The organism is Burkholderia sp. AU39826 (assembly GCF_020419965.1).
Lineage (GTDB): Bacteria > Pseudomonadota > Gammaproteobacteria > Burkholderiales > Burkholderiaceae > Burkholderia > Burkholderia semiarida.
Genome location: NZ_JAIZQG010000003.1, coordinates 272,351 through 295,729, shown reverse-complemented (window position 1 = coordinate 295,729; position 23,379 = coordinate 272,351). Strand labels below are relative to the sequence as shown.

General features: G+C 68.1%; 20 protein-coding genes. 6 read left to right on the top strand and 14 right to left on the bottom strand.

All coding sequences use genetic code 11. The annotated features are described in order from the left end of the window. Window positions 1–303: 303 nt before the first annotated feature. Window positions 304–1,908, top strand: a complete 1,605-nt coding sequence (locus LGM42_RS10355; protein ID WP_226232159.1) for an EAL domain-containing protein — start codon at window positions 304–306, stop codon at window positions 1,906–1,908. An 18-nt stretch (window positions 1,909–1,926) separates the two neighbouring features. Here LGM42_RS10355 and LGM42_RS10350 read toward each other — a convergent pair whose 3' ends face one another. Continuing rightward, window positions 1,927–2,298: a hypothetical protein gene (locus LGM42_RS10350; protein ID WP_060314767.1), complete on the bottom strand. Its 372-nt coding sequence runs from the start codon at window positions 2,296–2,298 to the stop codon at window positions 1,927–1,929. A gap of 209 nt (window positions 2,299–2,507) precedes the next feature. On the opposite strand from LGM42_RS10350, the gene kdgT reads away from it, so the two are divergent. Beyond that, window positions 2,508–3,527: a 2-keto-3-deoxygluconate transporter gene (gene kdgT / locus LGM42_RS10345; RefSeq protein ID WP_226232158.1), complete on the top strand. Its 1,020-nt coding sequence runs from the start codon at window positions 2,508–2,510 to the stop codon at window positions 3,525–3,527. Window positions 3,528–3,610: 83 nt separating this feature from the next. Here kdgT and LGM42_RS10340 read toward each other — a convergent pair whose 3' ends face one another. Both LGM42_RS10340 and LGM42_RS10335 read right to left on the bottom strand, forming a co-directional pair. Further along, the gene (locus LGM42_RS10340) at window positions 3,611–4,351 is read right to left on the bottom strand and encodes a 3-oxoacyl-ACP reductase family protein (protein ID WP_181035496.1); all 741 of its coding nucleotides are present in this window, start codon (window positions 4,349–4,351) and stop codon (window positions 3,611–3,613) included. Between the two features lie 90 nt (window positions 4,352–4,441). Beyond that, window positions 4,442–5,026, bottom strand: coding sequence for a TetR/AcrR family transcriptional regulator (locus tag LGM42_RS10335; RefSeq protein WP_226232157.1), 585 nt, complete (start codon window positions 5,024–5,026; stop codon window positions 4,442–4,444). 139 nt (window positions 5,027–5,165) lie between these two features. Between LGM42_RS10335 and LGM42_RS10330 the strand changes: the two genes are divergently transcribed. Both LGM42_RS10330 and LGM42_RS10325 read left to right on the top strand, forming a co-directional pair. Then, a complete protein-coding gene (locus tag LGM42_RS10330; RefSeq protein WP_226232156.1) occupies window positions 5,166–7,550 on the top strand; it encodes a DNA polymerase II in 2,385 nt (794 codons plus the stop codon). A 133-nt stretch (window positions 7,551–7,683) separates the two neighbouring features. Beyond that, complete coding sequence (locus LGM42_RS10325) at window positions 7,684–8,805, top strand: J domain-containing protein (RefSeq protein WP_226232155.1); 1,122 nt, start codon at window positions 7,684–7,686, stop codon at window positions 8,803–8,805. A gap of 46 nt (window positions 8,806–8,851) precedes the next feature. On the opposite strand, the gene LGM42_RS10320 is transcribed toward LGM42_RS10325, so the two are convergent. The 6 genes from LGM42_RS10320 to LGM42_RS10295 form a co-directional block, all read right to left on the bottom strand. Further along, the gene (locus tag LGM42_RS10320) at window positions 8,852–9,757 is read right to left on the bottom strand and encodes a LysR family transcriptional regulator (RefSeq protein WP_226232154.1); all 906 of its coding nucleotides are present in this window, start codon (window positions 9,755–9,757) and stop codon (window positions 8,852–8,854) included. Window positions 9,758–9,836: 79 nt separating this feature from the next. Next, complete coding sequence (locus LGM42_RS10315; RefSeq protein ID WP_226232153.1) at window positions 9,837–11,081, bottom strand: acyl-CoA dehydrogenase family protein; 1,245 nt, start codon at window positions 11,079–11,081, stop codon at window positions 9,837–9,839. 39 nt (window positions 11,082–11,120) lie between these two features. Next, window positions 11,121–11,879 (bottom strand): SDR family NAD(P)-dependent oxidoreductase, encoded by a 759-nt coding sequence (locus LGM42_RS10310; protein ID WP_226232152.1) that lies wholly within the window; start codon window positions 11,877–11,879, stop codon window positions 11,121–11,123. Between the two features lie 7 nt (window positions 11,880–11,886). Then, entirely contained in the window at window positions 11,887–12,651 is a 765-nt protein-coding gene (locus LGM42_RS10305) for an SDR family oxidoreductase (RefSeq protein ID WP_226093831.1), read from the bottom strand. Window positions 12,652–12,729: 78 nt separating this feature from the next. After that, the gene (locus LGM42_RS10300) at window positions 12,730–13,761 is read right to left on the bottom strand and encodes a phosphotransferase (RefSeq protein WP_226232151.1); all 1,032 of its coding nucleotides are present in this window, start codon (window positions 13,759–13,761) and stop codon (window positions 12,730–12,732) included. Window positions 13,762–13,780: 19 nt separating this feature from the next. Then, on the bottom strand, window positions 13,781–14,455 hold the full coding sequence (locus LGM42_RS10295; RefSeq protein ID WP_059574768.1) for a histidine phosphatase family protein: 675 nt from the start codon (window positions 14,453–14,455) through the stop codon (window positions 13,781–13,783). Between the two features lie 204 nt (window positions 14,456–14,659). On the opposite strand from LGM42_RS10295, the gene LGM42_RS10290 reads away from it, so the two are divergent. Further along, window positions 14,660–14,815 (top strand): DUF3309 family protein, encoded by a 156-nt coding sequence (locus tag LGM42_RS10290; RefSeq protein ID WP_006483086.1) that lies wholly within the window; start codon window positions 14,660–14,662, stop codon window positions 14,813–14,815. Window positions 14,816–14,942: 127 nt separating this feature from the next. On the opposite strand, the gene LGM42_RS10285 is transcribed toward LGM42_RS10290, so the two are convergent. The 3 genes from LGM42_RS10285 to LGM42_RS10275 form a co-directional block, all read right to left on the bottom strand. Further along, entirely contained in the window at window positions 14,943–15,320 is a 378-nt protein-coding gene (locus tag LGM42_RS10285) for a BON domain-containing protein (RefSeq protein ID WP_060314677.1), read from the bottom strand. A 48-nt stretch (window positions 15,321–15,368) separates the two neighbouring features. Continuing rightward, the gene (locus LGM42_RS10280; protein WP_226232150.1) at window positions 15,369–16,352 is read right to left on the bottom strand and encodes a LysR family transcriptional regulator; all 984 of its coding nucleotides are present in this window, start codon (window positions 16,350–16,352) and stop codon (window positions 15,369–15,371) included. 138 nt (window positions 16,353–16,490) lie between these two features. Then, a complete protein-coding gene (locus tag LGM42_RS10275; protein WP_196493611.1) occupies window positions 16,491–17,630 on the bottom strand; it encodes an NAD(P)H-quinone oxidoreductase in 1,140 nt (379 codons plus the stop codon). A 92-nt stretch (window positions 17,631–17,722) separates the two neighbouring features. Between LGM42_RS10275 and LGM42_RS10270 the strand changes: the two genes are divergently transcribed. Beyond that, a complete protein-coding gene (locus tag LGM42_RS10270) occupies window positions 17,723–18,595 on the top strand; it encodes a LysR family transcriptional regulator (RefSeq protein ID WP_060314761.1) in 873 nt (290 codons plus the stop codon). A gap of 24 nt (window positions 18,596–18,619) precedes the next feature. Here the strand turns inward: LGM42_RS10270 and LGM42_RS10265 are convergent, their stop codons facing one another. Together LGM42_RS10265 and LGM42_RS10260 are read right to left on the bottom strand one after the other, a co-directional pair. After that, entirely contained in the window at window positions 18,620–21,385 is a 2,766-nt protein-coding gene (locus LGM42_RS10265) for a LuxR C-terminal-related transcriptional regulator (RefSeq protein WP_226232149.1), read from the bottom strand. 295 nt (window positions 21,386–21,680) lie between these two features. Further along, window positions 21,681–23,348, bottom strand: a complete 1,668-nt coding sequence (locus tag LGM42_RS10260) for a fatty acid--CoA ligase (protein WP_226232148.1) — start codon at window positions 23,346–23,348, stop codon at window positions 21,681–21,683. Window positions 23,349–23,379 lie beyond the last annotated feature (31 nt).

Here is a 23,379-nt window from a genome sequence, read left to right as displayed (position 1 = left end):
GCGCGCCGCCCCTTATACTGGCCGCGCACCATCCTCGTGCCAAGAGACGGTGTCTTTGGTCCCGGCCGCGCACACTGTGCGGCCGGGGCTTTTTTCGGTACGCTGCGTCGATATACATGCTTGATGCGCGCATGTTATTGAGGAATGCTGCCAGATGAAGGGCCGATCGCGACAGGCTCAGCCGATGCCGTCGCGACGGCCGAGTCGATCGGCGTCCCGAAACCGGCGCGCGAGCCGCATGACCGGCATCAGGCATGCGGCATGCGCGCCGTTCGCGCATCGACCAGTTCGACTTGCCACGCCATGCGTACAACACCAAAGGCAATCGCACGACTGTGGGCGCTCACGCCCGGCTCGAAGCCCCTTTTCCAGCGCAGCGGCGCGTGGCCGCGTGGCGTCTTTTTCGCCGCCGTGATCATCTGCGTGCTCGTGCCGGTGCTGGCGATCATGCTGGCCGACCGCTATGCGCGCGATGCCGTCACCGCGCACGAGCGTGTCGTGGCAAACGACATCGTGGCTTCCGTGGATCGCATTCTGGACGGCGTGCGCCTCCGACACGCGGACGAGTTGACCGCGCTCGTCGGACGGCCGTGCGCGACGGTGTTCCGGTCACTTGCCGAAGTGAGCACTCGCCTGCGCTATCTGCGTGCCGTCGCACTGGTGAGCGACGGTCGCGTCACATGCTCGTCGGCGCTCGGCTCGATCGACCTGCCGCTCGCCGCGTACGCGCGCGAATCCGAACCGGGATCGACGATCGTCACGCTGCTGCGTCAGACGCCGTTCCAGCATGGCGTTCCGGTGCTGTCCGCGTTCCGCGCCACCGCGCGCGGCGCGGGCGTCCTGTACCTGATCGAAGGCGACTACGTGGCCGACGCGCTCGCGCGCGGCGCCGGCAACGAAGCGGAAACGGCCACGCTGTCGATCGCGGGCTCGGGGCGTCTCGATCAGCACGGTGCGTTCGCGCCGGAAACGGATGCAGGCCCCGCAGGCGGCAGCACGATGGCCTCGCGGCGCTGGCCGTTCACGGTGTCGGTCGTCGCATCGGCGCGCTACGCGTCACAGGTCCAGCGCCACTACCGGCTGATCTGCGCGACGATCGTGCTGCTGGCCGACAGCCTCGTGATGGCCGCCTACCTGCTCGCGATGGCGCCGCGGCGGCTGCTGCTGAAAGCCGTGCGCCACGCACTCAGGCGCAACGAGTTCCATGTGGTGTACCAGCCGATCGTCGACGTGCAGACGCGCAGGACGGTCGGCGTCGAGGCGCTGTTGCGCTGGCAGCATCCGAAGTGGGGGGCCATCAGCCCCGCCGCGTTCATCCCGCAGGTGGAATCGAGCCCCATGTTGCCGAAGATCACCGAATTCGTGCTGCGCACGGCCGTATCCGAACTGACCGCGCTGACGCCAGCCGCGCCGCTGCGCATCGCCGTGAACGTCGCGCCGCAGGATCTCGAGCGCGCGCGGTTCGTGGCCGTCGTCGAGGACGCGATTCGCGCGCTGCCGCCCGGCTTCACGCTGGTGCTCGAAGTCACCGAGCGCATCCTGCTCGAGAAGAACGCGCGCACCACCGAGATCTTCCAGGCGCTGCGGTCGAAAGGCGCGAAGTTCGCGATCGACGATTTCGGCACGCATCACAGCAATCTCGACATGCTGTCGCGCTTTCCGTTCGACTACGTGAAGATCGATCGACAGTTCGTGTCGCAACTGGACGGCGGCAGCGCGAGGCTGATCGAGGGAATCGCGGCCGTCGCGCATCACTACGGCCTGAAGATCATCGCGGAAGGCGTGGAGACCGAGGCCCAACATCGCGCGCTGCATGCGGTCGGGATCCAGTACGCGCAGGGGTACCTGTATCAGCGGCCGCTGCGCGCCGAAAACCTCGAGCGCGATTTCGCATGGGCGACCGCGTAGCGCCGCCGCGGCCGGCGGCTACTGCGCGCCGTACTGACCGCCGAGGCGCACACGGTCCTGCTCGACCCATCCTTCGAAGTCGTCGCCGGTCTTGCCGTTCACGTACATGATGTCGTACCAGCGCCCGTACGACTTGTAGACCGTCACCGAATCGCCGGGGACGATGAAAGTCCGCTTCGTGACGCACCGCGCGTCGGGCGCCGAATGGAAATACGCGCGCCCCGTACCGACGACCGTGCCGGACGCCGGTGGCCGGAAGTTGTCGTCCGGGCCGCTCGTGGCCGCATCGAGCTTCCCGCAGTCCACCGTGCTCGTTGCGTGCGCGCCGTTCGCGCCCAGGCCCGCGCCGAGCACCAGCATCGCGATGCCCATGCGCATCGTCATTTTCATCTGTTTCATTCGTTCTTTGCGCCGTCTCGTTTTTTCGGTTTGCCGGTTCGCGGCCGGCACACGCTCGATCCCGCGCGACCGTCGTCGCTTCCGGATGATACGACCGCCGTCGACATTCACAAAAACGGACCACCATGCCGAAACATGTCCTATAGTCAGTCAACAGACATCATTCGACAACGGGACGCATCGACGTCCACGGAGGAGACGTGAAGCTGAAACAGGCTATCGACCGCATTCCGGGCGGGCTCATGCTGGTCCCGATGCTGCTCGGCGCGTGCGTGCATACGTTCGCGCCGAACGCCGGCAAGTACTTCGGCTCGTTCACCAACGGCCTGATCGCCGGCACGGTGCCGATCCTCGCCGTATGGTTCTTCTGCATGGGCGCGACGATCAACCTGCGCGCAGCGGGCGTCGTGCTGCGCAAATCGGGCACGCTGCTCGCGACGAAGATCGTGGTCGCGTGGCTCGCGACGGTGATCGCCGCGCGGTTCATCCCCGACGACGGCATCCGCACCGGGCTGTTCGCGGGCCTGTCGCTGCTCGCGATCACGACCTCGATGGACATGACCAACGGCGGCCTCTACGCGGCCGTGATGCAGCAGTACGGCAGCAAGGAAGAGGCTGGTGCGTTCGTGCTGATGTCGATCGAATCGGGGCCGCTCGTCAGCATGCTGATTCTCGGCGCGGCGGGGGTCGCGGTGTTCGAGACGCGGCTCTTCGTCGGCGCGGTGCTGCCGTTCCTGATCGGCTTCACGCTCGGCAACCTCGATGTGGCGTTGCGCGAATTGTTCGGGCGCTGCGTGCATCCGCTGATCCCGTTTTTCGGTTTCGCGCTCGGCAACGGCATCGACCTGAACGTGATCGCGAAGAGCGGGCTGCCGGGCATCGCGCTCGGGCTCGCGGTGATCGTCGTGACGGGTGTACCGTTGATGCTGGCGGACAAGGTGATCGGCGGCGGTAACGGGACGGCCGGGCTGGCCGCGTCGTCGACGGCCGGCGCCGCGGTCGCGAACCCGGCGATCATCGGCGAGATGATTCCGAAGTTCAAGCCGATGGTGCCGGCGGCGACGGCGATCGTCGCGACCGCATGCCTCGTGACGGCGATTCTCGTGCCGATTCTGACGGCGATGTGGGCGAGGCGGGCGGCGCGGGCGGCAGGCGTGCCGGTGAGGGTCGCGGCGCCAGTCGGGAATGGCGGGGCGATCGAGCATGAGGGGCATGTTTGAGCGCGGCCGGTTCGCGCTCGAACCGGCCAATTCAATGCGCACCGAACGGCGCGTCGCGCAACGGTTTCGCGTGCTTCTTCGAGCTACAGCGCCATCCCGCCGTCGATCGTCAGGCTCGAACCCGTCATGTAGCCCGATTCCGCACCGGCGAGCCACGCCACCAGCGATGCGATCTCGTCCCCGCTGCCGGCACGCTGCAGCGGAATCAACGGACGGATCTGGTCGAGATGATCGGCCGTCATGTCGGTCTCGACAGGCCCCGGCTGCACGTTGTTGACCGTAATGCCGCGCGGTGCGAGATCGACGGCGATGCCCTTGACCATCACGGCCACCGCGGCCTTCGTCATCGAATAGACGCTCGAACCCGGATGTCCGCTGCGCACGGCCGTATTGCTGCCGATCGTGACGATGCGGCCGCCGCGCGCGAGATGCGCAGCGCCGGCCTGGATGGCCAGGAATACGCCTCTCACGTTGACCGCGAGCATCCGGTCGAGATCGTCGACGCTCACGTCGGCCACGTCTCCCAGCTTCAGGATGCCCGCGTTGACCACGACGACGTCGAGCCGCCCGAAACGTTCGACTGCTTGTGCGACGGCCTGCCGGATTGCGTCCGCATCCGCGCTGTCGGCACGGATCGCCAGCGCGGCTCGCCCGCGCGCCTCGATCGCGGCCGCGGTCTCGTGCGCGCGCTCCGGCGCCGAGACATAGGTGAACGCGACATTCGCGCCGTCGGCCGCAAGCCGCCGCGCGATGGCCGCGCCGATCCCACGCGAGCCGCCAAACACGATCGCCGCCTTGTGCATACCCTCGGAATTGCCTGTCATGCTTCGCTCCTTAATGGACTGATCAGTCAATAACTTCCCACAAAAAAGCGCCGGCTCTCATGCCGGCGCGTTGCCCTGCCTGCATCGATATCAGTGCGCCCTGAGCCGGTCGGCCGCAAAGCCGGCGGTGGCGCGCAACGCCTGCGGCTTCGCGCCGGCGCGCGCACCGAGCTGGATCCCGTACATCGTCGTCAGGACAAAGTTCGCGGCCTCGCGCGCATCGAGCGCAGGGGCGATCTCGCCCGCATCCTGCCCTTCACGGATGCGGGCGACGACCTGCCGATGCAGCATCGCACCGGCCTTCTCACGCAAGCCGACCAGTTCGGGATCGGCCGCGCCGAATTCGCAGATCGCATTGACCCCCATGCAACCGAGCACACGTTCGGCCGGGTTGACGGCGATCACGCCGAGCAGCAACGCCTCGATGCCCGCGAGCGCGGATGCCGGCGCCGTCAGGCGCGCGATGTGGCCCGACACGCTCTCCGACTGATAGCGTTCAAGCGCTTCGACGTACAGCTTGCGCTTGTCGCCGAACGCGTTATAGAGGCTCTGCCTGCCGATTTGCATTGCGCACAGCAGGTCGTCAGTGGACGTCGCGGCGTAGCCCTTTTCCCAGAACACGCGCAGCGCGCGCTCCAGCGCCTCGTCCCGATCGAATTCACGTGGTCTCACCATGGCGGCAGAATAGGCGTTATGGACACATCAGTCAATAATTCGACGTCGCTCCGCCCCTTTTTTGTCCGCGGTGACGTCTGCATATCCGCCGCCCAAGCGCTAAAATCCGCCGCCTGGGCATCCACGACGGACAAGCGTTTTGACGGCGTTCGAGCAGGGCTTCATCCTTACCCGCCATTGGCGGGACACCGCATCCGGCATCGAGATCGAGTTCTGGCTGGCAACCGGACACGGCCCGCGCCGCGTGCGGTTGCGCCCGCAGGAAGCCGTCGCGTTCATCCCGGCCGAGCAGCAGGCGCTCGCCGAGCGCACGCTGGCCGGCGAGCGCGACGCCGAGCTGCGTCCGCTCGCGCTGCGCGATTTCCGGCAGCGCCCGGTCGTCGGCCTCTATTGCAAGCGCTACCGCCATCTGTCGGGGCTCCAGAAGCGTCTGGCCGCCGCCGGCGTCGATGTGTACGAAGCCGACGTGCAGCCGCCCGACCGCTACGCGATGGAGCGCTTCATCACCGCGTGCGTGGCGTTTCGCGGCCAGCCCGGCCGCGACGGCACGCTGACCGGCGGCGAGCTGAAGCCCGCGACCGGTTACCGCCCCACGCTGCGCTGCGTGTCGCTCGACATCGAGACCAGCATCCACGGCGAGCTGTACTCGATCGCGCTCGAAGGCTGCGGGCAGCGCCAGGTCTACATGCTCGGCCCGCCGAACGGCGATGCAAGCAGCGACGCAGGCCCCCTCGACTTCGACCTCGACTACTGCGACAGCCGGCCCGCGATGCTTGCGCGGCTGAACGACTGGTTCGACGAGCACGATCCCGATGCGGTGATCGGCTGGAACCTCGTGCAGTTCGACCTGCGCATCCTGCATGCCCATTCCGAGCAGTACGGCATCCCGCTGAAGCTCGGGCGCGGCGGCAGCGTGCTCGACTGGCGCGCGCACGGCCAGCAGCCCGACCACTTCTTCGCGGGCGCGGCCGGCCGGCTGATCCTCGACGGCATCGACATGCTGAAATCCGCGACGTGGACCTTCCCGTCGTTCAGCCTCGAATACGTGTCGCAGGCGCTGCTCGGCGAAGGCAAGTCGATCGACAACCCGTACCAGCGGATGGACGAGATCCAGCGCCGCTTCGATCACGACAAGCCCGCGCTCGCGCGCTACAACCTGAAGGATTGCGAGCTCGTCACGCGCATCTTCGACAAGGCCGACCTGCTGTCCTTCGCGCTGGAACGCGCGAGCGTCACGGGGCTGGCTGCCGATCGCACCGGCGGCTCGGTCGCGGCGTTCACGCACCTGTACCTGCCGCGCATGCACCGGCTCGGCTATGTCGCGCCGAACCTCGGCGACGTGACGGGGCAAAACAGCCCCGGCGGCTTCGTGATGGATTCGCGGCCCGGGCTGTACGACTCGGTGCTCGTGCTCGACTACAAGAGCCTCTATCCGTCGATCATCCGCACGTTCCTGATCGATCCCGTCGGCCTGATCGAAGGGCTCGCGCATCCCGGCGACGACGCATCGGTGCCCGGTTTTCTCGGGGCGCGTTTCTCGCGCACCGCGCACTGCCTGCCCGACATCGTGCGCCGCGTGTGGGAAGGGCGCGACGACGCGAAGCGGCAGCGCAACGCGCCGCTGTCGCAGGCGCTGAAGATCATCATGAATTCGTTTTACGGCGTACTCGGCTCGACGGGTTGCCGCTTCTTCGACCCGCGGCTCGCGTCGTCGATCACGATGCGCGGCCACGAGATCATGCATCGCACGCGCAAACTGATCGAATCTCAGGGATACGAAGTGATTTACGGCGATACCGATTCGACGTTCGTGTGGCTCGGCCGCGCGCACGATGACGACGAAGCCGGCGCCAAGGGCCGCGCGCTGGTCGAGCACGTGAATCGCTGGTGGCATACCCACCTGCGCGAGCAGTTCGGGCTCGACAGCGCGCTGGAACTGCAATACGAGCGGCATTACCGCCGCTTCCTGATGCCCACCGTGCGCGGCGCGGAAGAAGGCAGCAAGAAGCGCTATGCGGGGCTCGCGGCGACCGCCGGCGGCGGCGAGGATCTCGTGTTCAAGGGGCTCGAAACGGTGCGCACCGACTGGACGCCGCTTGCGCAGCAATTCCAGCGCGAGCTGTACCGGCGCGTGTTCAGGCGCGAGCCGTATCAGGATTTCATTCGCGACTACGTGCGGCGCACGCTGGCCGGCGAATTCGACGACCAGCTCGTCTACCGCAAGCGCGTGCGCCGGCCGCTGCGCGAATACGAGCGCAACGTGCCGCCGCACGTGCGCGCGGCGCGCATCGCCGACGAGTTCAATCATGCGCAGGGCCGGCCGCTGCAGTATCAGCGCGGCGGCTGGATCAGCTACGTGATGACGACGGCCGGCCCCGAGCCGCTCGAGACGATGCGCTCGCCGATCGACTATGCGTTCTACCTGAGCCGCCAGCTTCAGCCCGTCGCCGATGCGATCCTGCCGTTCCTGCGCGACGATTTCGAACGCGTGATCTCCGGGCAGGGGCAGTTGTTCGGCGATTGACGGCCCACGATCCGGCCCGAACACGAGAACGCCGCGGCGGCCCGCCGGGAAGTGCCCATTGCGCGCCGCCCCGCAGGCATCCGGCTAAAATACCGGCCTGCCGCGCGTCCCGCCGCGGCCGGAGGACATCATCATGACCGCACGTCGCGGCGCCGCGGTCGCCATCGCGCCCGGCCACGAGACAGCCAGCCTGTCGAAAGCCCAGAACACGTTCAATACGCTCGTCAAGCAGATCGAAAAACGGCGCGAGCGGCTCGGCGCGTGGGAAGCCGTGATGCCGGCATTCCAGAAGAAGTTCGTCGACGGGCTGTTGCCGCTCGAACAGGAAGCGACGGCGCTGCGCACCCGGCTGATTCATCTGTTCGACGACGCGTTTCTGCAGAAGGGCCTGAGCAAGGCCGAGCAGCGCATGCTGTCCGAGTTGATCGCCGACATGGCGAATGATTTGCTGAACGTGAGCGACGACCCGGCGCTGAAGATCATCTATAACCGGCATGCCGCGTCCGGAAACGTCGGCGCCGCCGCGGCCGATCCCGAGCCGGCGAAACCGGCACGGGAAGCCGAACCGCAATCGCTGGACGATCTCGACGCGCTGTCGCCCGACGAACTCGCGGAACGCATGCAGGCCGAACTCGACGCGCAGTTCGAGCGCGACATGGCCGCTCACGCGGCCCGCGAGGCCCAGCGCGCGAAGCGCAAGAAAGCACCGAAGCAATCGGCCGCGCAGGCCCGGATCGAAGCCGAGCGGGCCGAGTCGAGCAAGTCGATCCGCGAGATCTATCGCAAGCTCGCGAGCGCGCTGCATCCCGATCGCGAAACCGATCCGCAGGAGCAGCAACGCAAGACCGTGCTGATGCAGCGGGTCAACCGCGCGTACGAGAAGGGCAACCTGCTGCAACTGCTCGAGCTGCAGCTGGAGATCGAACAGATCGACCGGCGCGCGATCGACGGCCTCGGCGAAGCGCGACTCACGCGCTACAACGGTATCCTCGAGGAACAACTGCGCGAGCTCGACCAGGAGATCGTGCACGTCGAGAACGACTTCCGGCGGACCTACGGCATCGCGTCGTCCACCAAGGTCGCGCCCGATACCGTGCTGCGCATGCTCGCGCGCGACATTGCCGGCATGCAGCGGAGCAACCAGGACCTGAGCGTCGCGCTGCGCGAGTTCGAGGATCCGGAACAGGTCCGGGACTGGTTGAAGGACATGAAGCGCCGGCCGGCATCGTCGCGCTTCGACGACGATTCGTATTGAGCGGCACTGAGGTATCGGCGAACGCGCGACACGCACGCGCCACGCGTCACCGCCCATCGCCCATCCCGCCCATCAGCGTCATCAACTGCTCGCGCAGCCACCGGCTCCCCTGATCCTGATCGGCGCTGCGATGCCAGTAGCAGAAGTAGTCGAGCCCCGGCATCTCGAACGGCAGCTCGAGAATCCGCGCCGGATAGCGTTGCAAGAGCCGCAACGGCGCGGTCAACGCGAGATCGCCGCGCATCGCGATCAGCGGCGCGACCATGTAGTGCTGCACGCGCATCTGGATGTTGCGGCGCAGCCCGAGCCGCGTCAGCTCCGCGTCGACGTGCCCGCTGCCCTTGCGGCGGCTCGACACGTGGATGTGTCCCATCGACAGGTAGTCGTCCATGGTCAGCGTGTCGCCCTTGAACGGATGATCGTCGCGGATCATGCACGCGTAGCGGTCCTGCACGAGCAGCGCCTGGTGCAGATGCGGATCGCCGATCAGCGGCGCGTCGATCGCGATGTCGACGGAGCCGTTCGCGAGCGCGGTCGCGACTTCGCGGCGGTCCAGCGTATAGCTGCGCACGTGCATGCCGGGCGCATGCGCCTGCAGCAGTTCGCCGAGCGCCGGCAGCAGCAGCGCTTCGGTCAGGTCGCTCATGCTGAGCCGGAACACGCGCGCCGAAGTAGCCGGATCGAACACGTCGCCTTCGTGCGCGCTCGAATCGAGCAGTTGCAGCGCCTCGCGCACGCGGCCGACGATGTTCTCGGCCATCGGCGTCGGCATCATCCCGGCCGGCGTGCTGACGAACAGCGGATCGTTCAGCGTCTTGCGCAGTCGCGCCAGCGCGTTGCTGACGGCCGGCTGCGTGAGGTTCAGCACCTCGGCCGCGCGCGTCAGGTTGCGCTTGTTGTAGATCGCCTCGAATACGACGAACAGGTTCAGATCAATCTTCGAAAGACGCATCGCCGAATCTCCTTGCCGGCATATTAATACGGTGTGCGCCTCCCTTTCGCCCACGTCGCCGGCCCGCGCGGCGCGCCGCTCACCCGCGCGGCGGCGGCGTCAGGTACGGCGCGGTCGCACCGGGTTCGCCGTCCTTGATCTCCATCCGCGCGATCGCCTGCAGGTGCACCTCGTCCGGGCCGTCGGCGAAGCGCAGCGCGCGGCCCCAGGTCCACAGGTCGGCAAGCGGCGTATCGGGGCTCAGGCCCGCCGCGCCGAATACCTGCATCGCGCGGTCGCACACGTCCGTGTAGACGGTCGGCACGAGCGCCTTGATCATCGAGATTTCCTTGCGCGCCGCCTTCGCGCCGACCTTGTCGATCATCCACGCGGCCTTCAGCACCAGCAGGCGCGCCTGGTCGATCTCGATGCGCGAGCGCGCGATCCATTCGCCGACGGTGCCGTGCCGGTTCAGCGGCTTGCCGAACGCGACGCGCGACTGCGCGCGGTCGACCATCAGCTCCAGCGCCAGCTCGGCCGCGCCGATCGAACGCATGCAGTGGTGAATGCGGCCCGGCCCGAGGCGCGCCTGCGCGAGCGCGAAGCCGCTGCCTTCCTCGCCGAGCAGGTTGCGCGCCGGCACGCGGACGTTGTCGAACGTGATCTCGCAGTGCCCCTCGGGCGCGTAGTGATTGACCACCGTGATGTTGCGCACGACCGTCACGCCCGGCGTGTCGCGCGGCACGAGGATCATGCTCTGCTGCTGGTGCGATTCCGCGTCGGGATCGGTCTTGCCCATCACGATGAAGATCTTGCAGTTTGGATGCGCGGCGTTCGTGATGAACCACTTGCGGCCGTTGATCACGTATTCGTCGCCCACGCGCTCGATGCGCGTCGTGATGTTGGTCGCATCCGACGACGCGACGTCGGGCTCCGTCATCGCGAACGCCGAACGGATTTCCCCGCGCAGCAGCGGCAGCAGCCACTGTTCGCGTTGCTCGGGCGTCGCGAACATGTGCAGCAGCTCCATGTTGCCGGTATCCGGCGCGTTGCAGTTGAACACTTCCGACGCCCAGCTCACGCGCCCCATGATCTCGGCGAGCGGCGCGTATTCAAGGTTCGTCAGGCCCGTGCCGGGCTCGTCGTCCTTCAAATGCGGCAGGAAGAGGTTCCACAACCCTTCCGCTTTCGCGCGTTCCTTCAGTTCCTCCATGAACGACACGGGATACTGGCCCGCATGCACTTCGTCGTTCCACTGACGGATGCGCGGCACGATGTGCGCGTCCATGAATGCCCGCACGCGTTCGCGCAGCACTTCCACTTTCGGGGTGTAGCCAAAGTCCATGATCGACTCCTCGAGATTGCGTGTTTCCGTTCGTCCGGTTCAGAAGGCCGAGACGCCGCCGTCGACGGCGACGGCCTGCCCGGTCAGATAAGTGTTTTCCTTCGCGCACAGCGTCAGCATCGTCGCGACGATTTCGTCGGGCCGGCCGAGCCGCTTCATCGGCGAGCCCTGCGCGAGGAAATCGTGGCGCTCGCCGATATCGCTGTCGGTGACCATCGGCGTCGTGCTGTAGAACGGGCACACCGCGTTCACGCGGATGCCGTGGCGCGCGTATTCGAGCGCGGCCGTCTTCGTGAGCCCGACCACCGCATGTTTCGACGCCGCATACGCGGCCAGCTTCGGCGCGCCACCGAGGCCGGCCATCGACGCGACGTTCAGGATCACGCCTTCGCGCTGCGCGAGCATCTGGCGGATCTGGTGCTTCATCCCGAAGAACACGCCCTTCGCATTCACCGCGAAGCTCAGGTCGAGGTCGGCTTCGTCGGTGTCGATCAGCGCCTTCATCGGCGGTGCGATGCCCGCGTTGTTGATGCCGACGTCGAGCCGCCCGAAGCGCGCGACGGCTTCATGCACGAGCGCTGCGACGTCGGCTTCGATGCGCACGTCGCAGCGCTGCGCGATCACGTCGGCGCCGCCCGCGCGCAGCGGCCCGGCCACGCGTTCGAGCGCGTCGCCGTTCAGGTCGCCGAGCGCGAGCCGCGCGCCCATCGCGGCGAGTTCGCTCGCGAGCAGCGCGCCGAAGCCGCTCGCGGCGCCGGTGATCATCACGGCCTGGCCCGCGTAGCTGTCGAGTCTCATCGCGCGCTCAGATCGTCAGGCCGCCGTCGACGACGATGCATTCGCCGTTCGTGTAACTCGCCGCGTCCGACACGAGATACAGCACGGTGCCGGCCATTTCGCGCGGCTCCGCGTGGCGGCGCAGCGGAATCTTCGCCTTCCAGGTCTCGTAGATGTCCTTGTCGGCGAACAGCGCGCCCGCGAACTTCGTCTTCGTGAGGCCCGGCAGCAGCGCATTCACGCGGATGCCGAGCGGCCCGCATTCCTTCGCGAACGCCTTCGTCATGTTGACGACGGCTGCCTTCGTGATCGAGTAGATGCCTTGCCGGTCGCCCGGCTGCAACGCATTCACCGACGCGGTGTTGACGATCGCGCCGCCGCCGTGCGTCTTCATCAGCTTGCCGGCTTCGACCGACATGAAGAAGTAGCCGCGGATGTTCACGTCGACGGTCTTCTCGTACGCGGCGAGATCGGTATCGAGGATGTGCCCGAAATACGGGTTCGCTGCCGCGTTGTTCACGAGGATGTCGAGGCGGCCGTGCTTGCCGCGGATGTGCTCGAACGTCGCGGCGATGTCCTCCAGCCGCCCGACGTGGCACGCCAGCGCTTCGGCGCGACCGCCCGCCGCGATGATTGCGTCCGCAACCGCCTGGCAGTCGTCGAGCTTGCGGCTCGACACGATCACGTGCGCGCCCTGCTCCGCGAGCAGCTTCGCGATTTCCTCGCCGATACCGCGGCTCGCGCCCGTCACCAGTGCGATCTTGCCCGTCAGGTCGAACAGGTTCGTTGCCATGTTGCTGTGCTCCTCCATTGATTGTGTTGTCGTGTCGCCGCTCGACGAGCGTCGCAATCGCGGCGATTCGCGGCGAGGTCAGCGATGCGCGTCGATCACGCCGACGGCGAGTTCGGCCAGCCGGCCGGCCATTTCGCCGACGCGCAGCGCCTGCTCGCTCGATGCGTTGCCCTGCAGCGCGCGCGCCTTCACGCCCTGCGCGATCGCCGCAAGCCGGAAGAAACTGAAGGCGAGGTAGAAATGCCAGTCGCGGATCGGCGCGATGCCGCGCAGTTCGCAGTAGCGCGCGACGATCGCCGCTTCGTCGGGAATACCGAGTTCGGCACGATCCTGGCCCGCGAGCCCGCGCACCTGCCCGCCGGACGGCAGCCGCAGGCACATGCAGAAATACGCGAGATCGGCGAGCGGGTTGCCGAGCGTCGACAGCTCCCAGTCGAGCACGGCCTGCACGCGATAGCCGTCGCGCGCGAACATCAGGTTGTCGATCCGGAAATCGCCGTGCACGAGCGCCGGCCGGCCCGTGTCCTCGGGGCACGCTTTCGGCAGCCAGTCGATCAGCGTCTCCATCGCGTCGAGGCGCCCCGTTTCGGCCGCGCGATACTGCTTCGTCCACACGCCGATCTGCCGCTCGAAGTAGTTGCCGGGGCGGCCGTAATCGGCGAGGCCCACCGCTTCGACGTCGACGTCGTGCAGCGCGGCCATCGTCTGCAAGAGCGCGTCGTAGCAGGTCGCGCGCTCGGCCTTCGGCAGTTCCGGCAGCGCGGGATCCCAGAAGATCCGGCCATCCTCGAAACTCATCACGTAGAACAGGCTGCCGATCACGTCGCGGTCTTCGCACAGGTGATACGGACGCGCGACCGGCACCGCGGTGCCCGACAGCGCGGTGAGCACGCGGAATTCGCGGTCGACCGCGTGCGCGGATTTCAGCAGTTCGCCCGGCGGCTGGCGGCGCAGCACGTAGCGGCCGCTCTTCGCGCTCAGCAGGAAAGTCGGATTCGACTGGCCGCCGGCAAACTTCTCCGTGTCGACCGGGCCTTCGAAGCCAGGCACGTGCGTTTCCAGATAGCGCGTGAGGCGGGCTACGTCGAGTTGCTGGGAAGGGTTCGTCATCGTCGCGATCGTTCGTGGGTCAGCCGTAGGTGCGCAGCGCGTGTCGTTCGGGATCCTCCAGATGCGGGATACCGTTGAACGACGCGAGGTGGAACGCGTCGGCGTTGAAGAAAAACTGCGAAAGACTGCTGTTGCGGATCTGCAAGTTCAGCGCGATCGCGCTCGACGGCGGCGCCGCAAGCACCTGCTGCACGGTGACCGCGATCGGGCCGCCGGAGCTCACCGCCAGCACGCGCCGGCCGCCGCCTGCGCGGATCGCCGCGCGCGCGGCGGCCACGCGCTGCTGGAAATGAGCCCAGGTTTCGGGCGCCGCATCGCCGAGCTTGTCCTCGGTCCACAGTTGCAGCACCTGCCGCAGCGCGCGGAAGTGCTCCTTCATCGAGCCGGCCGCGAGCCGCGCGATCTCCGGGTAGTCGCTGGCGGCTGCCGCGAACAGGCCGTGGAAATCGTATTCGTTCAGGCCCGGATGGCGGTCGACCGCGACGCCTTCGCGGCCCATCCCGCGCAGGATCGCGGCGACCGTCTGCGCATGACGGTTCATCGTGCCGCAGATCACGCGGTCGAACGTCAGGCCCTGCCGCGCGAAGTATTCGCCGAGCCAGGCGCCCTGCTGGTCGCCCGCCGCGGAAAGCCGGTCGTAGTCGTCGGTGCCGAACGACGCCTGCCCGTGCCGTACCAGAAAGAGTTCAGCCATTGCGCTCGCCTGAGGGAAAACCGAAGGCCCAGCATAGCGACCGGGCGGGCATTTTTGAAATTTATTTTTTGAATCACCGCGTATTCATCGTGTGAATACCTAGCATCCAAACGACGCCCTCGCGCCCGCTTTCGTCGGCCACCGCGTCGCGGCACGCGAATTGCGTCAGCCCACACCGTGTCGAATAAATCCAGGAGGGATGCGATGCTCGGTACGATCCTCATCATCGTTCTGATTCTGCTGCTCATCGGAGCATTTCCTGCATGGCCGCATAGCCGAAGCTGGGGCTACTGGCCATCGGGGACCGTCGGGCTGATCGTCGTCATTGTCGTGATACTGGTGCTGCTCGGTCGGATCTGACGCTCCGGCACCGGCGAGGGGACGCGTCACAGCCGGCACGGGTGCGTGCCTTCCGCAGCCTTCGCCGTGGATTCTTTACACGACGAAGCCCGCAAAGACATGCACCCGATGCCGTCGACGCGGCCCGTTATTGGCCGCCCTCCAGACGCAACTGGAGCCTGCTCTTCACCGACGTCACGCCCGGTACCCGGCGGGCCGCATCCACCGCTGCCCGGTTCTGGGACTCGTCGGTGATCTGCCCGGCGAGCGTCACGTCGCCCGTCTTCGCCTTCGCGAACACGGTGACCTGCGCGTGGCCGACGCCGGGCGCTCTGACGATCGCCTGGCGAACCTTCTTCGCGAATGCACGGTCGGCCGCGCGCTCGGCCTTCTTCGCCGCGCGTGGCGACGCGGGCGCCGACGCCGCCTGCTCGGCGGGAGCGGCGGCCGTGGCGGACTGCGCATGACCGGCCAGCGGCGACAACGCAACGAAACCTGCAACGACGATTGCAAAACGGGACTTCATCGGATTCTCCCGGACAGGAACGAATGGGTACGACGAATGGGCCGGCCGTCAGGCCGTGACACCGGACAACCCACGGGCGCGGTCACGCCCGTGCGGCGCCGTGAGCGCGTCAAGCGCACGCACGTCGGCTTTCAGCGCGGGCGACAACGTCGCACGCAGATGATCGACGAAGGTGCGGACCTTCGCGTCCACGAAGCGGCGCGACGCATACATCGCGTACACGTCGAGCATCGTCAGCCGGTAGTCCGGCAGCACGCGCACGAGCCGCCCGCTGCGCAGGTCGTCGATCGCCGAATAGATCGCGAGCGAGCCGATGCCGAGTCCCGCACACAGCGCGATCGACAGCGCTTCCGGCGCATTCGCGTGAAACGGCGCGGCCGTTACCGCATGCGACGCGGTCTGGCCGCCGGGGCCGTGCAGCAGCCATTCGTCGTTCGCTTCCGCCGGCGTGTCGAGGCGCAGGCAGGTATGGCGCGCCAGGTCGGCGGGCACGGACGGCGCGCCGTAGCGGGCGAGGTAGGCCGGCGACGCGACCAGCACGCTGAAAGACGTGCCGCATGAATGCGCGATGCAGGCGGAGTCGGGCAGGCTCGCGGCCGTCACGACCGAGACGTCGTAGCCTTCCTCGACGAGATTGGGCATCCGCTGCGAATAAGTCATCTCGATGGCGACTTCGGGAAAGCGCGCCCGATAGGCGACCGCCGACGCGGTCACGTGGCTCTGTCCGAGCCCCGGCATCGTGTGCACGCGCAAGCGTCCGTACGGGCGGATCAGCGCGTTCCGGGCCTCGGCATTCGCCTGGTCGACCTCGCCCAGGATCGATTGCAGGCGCTCGAAATCGCGGCGCCCGCTGTCGGTCAGCGCGATTTTTCGAGTGGTCCGGTTCAGCAGCCGAATCTGCGCATACGCCTCCAGGCTCGCGACGGCCCGCGACACCTGCGCGGTCGCCATATCGGCCTGTTTCGCGACGGCGGTGAAGCTGCCGGCCTGCACGACGCGCACGAATGTCCGCATGTTTTCGAGCATGTCCATTTCGATTGATCGTCCGGTCCGGTGCTGCATCCATGCGACACGCCGGCGGGGCGCGGCGGCGCATTCGATGTCGTCGATTGTCGGGCCATCCGCGCCGCGGCTTCAGCCCCCCGACCGGGGGGCTGAAGCGTCGGCCGATCATGTGGAATGCTTGGCGTTTGTATCGACGGCCGCCCGAATCGAACGATCCGCGGCCGGCGTCGCCAGCACGATCTTGCCGATATGCCGCCCCGAATCCATCAGCTCGTGCGCCGCGCGCGCGTCGCGCAGATCGAACAGCCGATAGACCTGCGGCTTGACCGTGCCTTGCCGGATCAGCGGCCACACGGCCTCCTCGAGCTCGCGAATGATCTGCGCCTTCTCCGCGTAGGTGCGCGAGCGCAGCGTCGAGCCGATGTGCGTGAGCCGCTTCGTCAGCATCGGAAACAGGTCGAGCTCCTTCGCGGGGCCATTGATCACGCCGATCTGCACGATGCGCCCGTTCATCGCGGCCGCCGCGAAATTACGCGCGACGTAGTCGCCCGCGATGATGTCGACGACCACGTCGACACCCTTGCCGCCCGTGAAGCGCGCGACCGCGTCGACGAAATCCTCGCTGCGATAGTCGATCGCGAGATCCGCGCCGAGCCGTATGCTCGCGTCGCGCTGCGCGTCCGACCCGACGGTCGTGACGATCGCCGATGCGCCGAACGCCTTCGCCAGCATCGTCGCCGTCGTGCCGATGCCCGACGCGCCGCCGTGGATCAGCACGCTTTCGCCGGCTTTGAACCCGCCGCGCTGAAACAGATTCAGCCACACCGTCATGAAGGTTTCCGGCAGCGCCGCCGCCTCGGCCATCCCGAGGCCGTCGGGAATCGCGAGCGTGTTGCTCTCGTTCGCCACCGCGTATTCCGCGTAGCCGCCGCCGGGAATCAGCGCGCAGACACGATCGCCGACGGCGAACCGCGTGACGTCGCGCCCGATCGCGACGACCTCGCCGGCGATCTCGAGGCCGGGAATGTCGGACGCGCCAGGCGGCGGATCGTACAGCCCCTTGCGCTGGAATACGTCGGGGCCGTTGACGCCGGCCGCGTGAATCCGGATCAGCACGTCGCCGGGGCCAGGCGCCGGTACGGCGCGGGTCGCGGGCACGAGCACGTCGGGGCCGCCGGGACGCACGATTTCGATCGCCGTCATGTGAGTGGGAAGGGCGTTCGCGTCATCAGTCACGATATGATCCTCAACGTTCGTCGATGCGCGGCCGATTCGCGGGCCATCCCCGAATCGCGGCATCGCCATGTAAGTGAAGCCAGTCTATGGGCGATGCCGCGTGCGGGCACGCAGCGAATTACCGGTCGGGGAATGCAAAAATGCATCAGTCGGGACACACGATGAACTGGGACGACGCGCGCGTCTTTCTTGCGATCCATCGCGAGCGCACGCTGCGCCGCGCGGCGCGCACGCTCGGCGTCGATCAGGCGACGGTCGGGCGGCGGCTCGCGACGCTCGAGCACGTGCTCGGCGCGACGCTGTTCCTGCGCTCGTCGAAAGGCTATCTGCCCACGCCGGTCGGCGAACTGGCGCTGCGCGCCGCCGAGGCGATGGAGCAGCACGCGCACGAGCTGGTGCGACTGACGCAGGGCGTCGACCGGCGGCTCGCCGGCGAGGTGAAGATCACGACGACCGACGCGCTCGCGATCGAGTTCGTGATGCCGTCGATCGCGCGGCTGCACGCGAAACATCCCGACGTCTCCGTCGCGCTGAACACGTCGACCCACATCCTGAATCTCGCGAAACGCGAAGCCGATATCGCGATCCGCACGGTGCGGCCCGAGAACCCCGATCTGGTCGCGCGCCGTCTCGCACGCTGGGACATGGGCCTGTTCGCGTCGCCCGACTATCTGCACCGGCACGGCGAACCCGAGCGCGGCCGCGCGTTCGCGGGCCACGACCTCGCCGTCTACCAGCCGTACGTCGAGGCCAGCCGCAAGCCGACCCTCGCCGGCGAACCGATCGACGGCGGGCGCATCGTCACGCGCACGAACTCGAACCTGATGCTGCGTGCGGCGTTGCGCGCGGGCCTCGGCGTCGGCGAGATTCCCGTCCACATGGGGGAGCGCGACGGGCTCGCACGCATCTGGCCGGACCGCGTGCGGGAGTCGCCGTACGAGGTCTGGCTCGTCACGCACCGCGACCTGCGCCACACCGCACGGATCCGCGCGGCGATCGACGAGATCGTGGCCGCGTTCGCCGCGCACGGCTGACGCGGGCGGCGCCGCGTCAGCCGGTCATTCGTCGTCGCGTCGCACCCGTGACGCATCGAGCGCCAGCCCGCTGCGCACCGCCTGGATGCGCGACGTCACGTTGAGCTTCTCGAAGATGTTCTTCAGGTGCCACTTGATCGTCTCCGGCGCGACGCGCAGCGCGCGGGCGATTTCCTTGTTCGACAGGCCGCGCGCGACGTAGTCGAGAATCTCGACTTCACGGGCGCTGAGGTTGCCGGGCGCACCCTGCCGCGCGGCCGGCGCCCCGCTCGACGCCCACTGCGCGTCGAACGCACGGGCCAGATCGCGCAGATACCACGCGCCGACTGCCGGAAAGCGGTCGGCACGCTTCTGTACGCGCGCCAGCAGACGCTCGGCCGCCGTCCCTTCGTCGACGAAGGTTCGGACGAGCCCGTTGCCCTGGCCGTATTCGAGCGCACGCGCCAACGCCGCGAGCGCCGCGCTTTCGTCGCCCGCCTGATCGAGCGCGATCGCATGCAACACGGCGGCCTGCGCCGCGAACCAGTCGAATCCGCGCGCGGCCAGCACCGCATGCACGGTCGCCATGCACTGCGCGGCTTCGTTCGCGCGCGCATCGGCAAGCAGCAGCCTTGCCTGCGCGGATTGCGCCATCTGCCACGTCTCGACGTGGCTCGACGCTTCGTCCGGCGGCACGGGCGACACCAGCGACGCCAGCGCGCGCCCCACACGATGGGCCTGCGTCGGCTGGCCGGCGGCGAGATGCAGCCGGATGCCGGTCGCCATGCATGCGACGCGCAACCGCAGCCATTGCCGGCTGCATGCAATGTGATCGGCTTCGTCGAGCATGTCGTGCGCACGCGCGTCGTTCCCCGACCGGAATTGCAGCAGCGCGGCAGTCTGCATGAACCTCAGCAACGGCCCGAGCGAACAAGCCTGCATCGCGATGTCGAAGCGGTCGGCCTGGGCGTCGCGCACCTTCGCCCAGTCGTTCCATTCGTAATAGATCGCCGACAGGTAGCCGGCCGACAGCGCCGTCGCCGCCGACAGGCGCCCCGCCGAGCGTTCGGCGGCCCGCAGTGCCGTCTCGAACGTCTTCGACGCGTCGTGCAGCCGCCCGGCGACGAACTCGGCCAGGCCCGCCATGTTCTGGCGGTACACGTTCGCGTAAAGCGGCTCGTGCCCCGACGCCGCGTGCTCCGCGCGCGCGCCGAGATCCAGCACGTCGCCGAGGCGGCCCGCGTAGCCCAGCCCGAAGATCAGCGTCGTCTGCCCGATCTGCTCGACCCAGGAACCGGCCGGCGGTGCGGCCGCCAGCACGCGCTCGCCGAGCTGCAGCGATTCGATGCTGCGATCCGACAGCCCGGCGATCAGCGCGCGCACGGCCAGCAGTTCGGTCGCCGTGACCGCATCGGTATCGAGCCGCCCGATCTCGATGTCGGCTTCCAGCGCTTCCAGCGCGCGCCGCGCATCGACGATCTGCATCGACAGCGCGAGCGCCCACGTATGCGCGATCCGCAGCCGCAGGCGGCCCGTCAGCGCCTGCGCGGGCAGGCGCGACACCCAGTCGAGCACGGTACGCACGTCGCTCGACGCGATGAGCTTCATCGCGCACGCCTCGACCCAGCCGGCGGCCGCGTCGAAGTCGCCGGCCGCGAGCGCGTGCCTGACCGCGTCCGGCCATTGCCGCTCGGCCGCGTACCACGCGCTCGCGCGGCGATGCAGCGCGGCCACCGCGCCGGGCTCCCGCAGCGCCAGCTCCTCCCGCAGGTAGTGCAGGAACAGCGCGTGATAACGGTAGCGCTGGCGGTCGCCGTCGATCGACCGGATGAAGAGGTTGTGCGCGCTCAGCCATTCGAGGCAGTCGAGCGCATCGTCGCGACCGGTCAGCGCATCGCACAGCGCCGGCGTCATCCGGTCGAGCACCGCCGTATGCAGCAGGAAGTGGCGGATCGCGTCCGGCACCTGCGTCATCACGTTCTCGTTCATATACGCGGCGATGCCGGCACGCGCGCGGCCGACCTGTTCGGCCACGCGCGCCGCGTCGCTGTCGTCGTGCAGCGCCAGGGCCGCCAGCTGCAGGCCCGACACCCAGCCTTCGGTCGCCGCGCGAAGGCGCCCGACGTTTTCCGCATTGAGCGGCTTGCCGGCCACCCGCTCGAAGAATGCGCGCGTCTCCGCGTCGTCGAAGCGCAGGTCGTTCTCGTCCACCCGCACCAGCTCGTCGCGCGACTCGAAATAGCTGAGCGGCAACGCGGGCACCGAGCGGCACGACAGCACGACATGCAGGTTCGACGGCGCGTAGCGCAGCAGATCGAACATCGCGTCGTGGATGACCGGCGACGCGAGGCGATCGAAGTCGTCGAGCATCAGGAACAGGTCGACGCCCGCGCTGTCCAGTTCGTTGAGCAGTTCGTCGAATACGGTCTTCAGTGGAATCAGCGCGCGATCGCGCAACAACTGCCGCGCGCGGGCGCCGACGCCGCCGGTCGCGTCGACGATCGCGGCGACCACGTATGACGCGAAGATCGACGCGTTGTCGTCGTCCTGGTCGAGACTCACCCACGCGACTTTCACGCCCGACGCCACCAGTGCCTGGCGCCACTCCGCCAGCAGCGTGGTCTTGCCGTAACCGGCCGGCGCGCTCACGAGCGTCAGCCGACGGTCCAGGCCACGCCCGAGCCGCCCGAGCCGCGCGATGCGCGCCACGATCCCGCGGGCCGACGCCGGCGCCAGCTTCGTGCGCACCAGCACTTCGATCGCATCGGTGTCCGGCGGGTGGGCCGGTTGTCTGCTGTCCGTCGGCGCCATGCTGCTCCTGTTCTCCTCGCGCTGATCGCGTGTCCGCCGGCACCGCGAGCGAAGCCGTCGACCGGGCCCGGTCTCGCCGTGCGCCGCAAACAGCATAACGATTCGGCGCCGGCCGTCAAAAGTAGGTGATGTCCGTACCGGCGTGTGCGCACGCTGCGCATATCGGCCGCGACATGGGACCCGCATTGTTCTCGAACCGGCGCGCGCTGTTCAGCCCCCCATTCGGGGGGTATCCGGCGGCGAGGAAGTCGCCTCGTCCCGAGCGGCCGGCGCCGACGGCGGCCGGACGCGCCGCTCAATCGGGCTGGTAGCGCTCGCGCAGCGCGCGCTTGTCGATCTTCCCGACGCTCGTCTTCTCGATCGCGTCGACGATCAGCAGCCGTTCCGGCACCGCATAGCGCGAGATCAGCCCGCGGTCGGCCACCTGCTTCACATGCGCTTTCAGCTCGTCCGGCCCGACGCGGCCGACCTGCTCGTCGGTCAGGACGACCAGCGCGAGCGGACGCTCGCCCCAGCGCGCATCCTTCACGCCGATCACCGCTGCCTCCCGCACGGCCGGGTGGCGCGACAGGATGTCCTCGAGTTCGAGCGACGACACCCATTCGCCGCCCGTCTTGATCACGTCCTTGATCCGGTCGGTGATCTGCAGCCGGCCGTCGGGATCGATCACGCCGATGTCGTTCGTATGCAGGTAGCCGCCCGCCCACAGCGCGGCCGACGCCTGCGCGTCGCCGAGATAGCCGGGCGTCGCCCACGGCATCCGCACGACGACCTCGCCCGCTGACCGGCCGTCGTGCGGCACGTCGCGACACTGTGCGTCGACGATGCGCAGGTCGACGAGCGGCAACGGCAAGCCCGCCTTCGTCCGGCGCGCGATGTCGTCGTCGGCCGACACGCCGCCGCCCGCCCGCGGCGGGTCGATCTGCGCGATCGTCATCAGCGGGCAGGTTTCCGACATCCCGTAGCCGGTGTAGACCTCGATCCCGCGCGCGAGCGCTGCCCGCGCGAGCCCGTCGGACAGCGGCGAGCCGCCGACGATCACCTTCCACGCCGACAGGTCGGCCGCCGCCGACGCCGGGCTGTCGAGAATCATCGCGAGCAGCGTCGGCACGCAATGCGAGAACGTTACCGCTTCGCGCACGATCAGCGCGACCAGTCCGTCCGGCGAATAACGGCCCGGATAGACCTGCTTGAGCCCGAGCGCGGTCGCGATGTAAGGCATCCCCCATGCGTGCACATGGAACATCGGCGTGATCGGCATGTAGACGTCGTCGCGATGCACGCGGCCGCGATCGCGCGCGCTCGACAACGCCGCCATGCCCGCGAGCGTATGCAGCACGAGCTGGCGATGCGTGAACGCGACGGCCTTCGGCAGGCCGGTGGTACCCGTCGTGTAGAACGTCGTCGCGCGGGTCTGCTCGTCGAAATCGGGAAACGCGAAATCGGGCGAACCGGCCGCGACGAGCCGCTCGTATTCGTCGGCGAAACCGTCGGGCAGGTCGATGTCGTCGCCGTCGGCGATCAGCACGACGTGCCGCACCGAGTCGAGCCGGTCGCGCATGCCCGCCAGCAACGGCAGGAAATCGCGGTGAACCAGCACCACGCGTGCACCCGAATGGTCGAGCGTATACAGCAACTGGTCGGGCGACAGCCGGACATTGGCCGTCATCAGCACCGCGCCCATCATCGGAATCGCGTGGTAGCACTCGAGGTACCGATGGCTGTCCCAATCCAGCACGGCGACGACGTCGCCCGCGCCGACGCCGATCGACGACAGCCCGCTCGCGAGCTGCCCGATGCGATGCCGGAAAGCCCAGTAGTCGTGCCGGACCCGGTCGCCGTACACGATCTCCTGCTCGGGCCGCGTCGCCAGCGGCGCGTGAAGCAACTGCTTGATCAGCAGCGGATACGCGTGGGCGGACGGCGCCGGTTCGGCTTGCGGGTACGGGTACGACGAATTCATGAGTGTCTCCATGGGCGACCGGTCGGGTCGT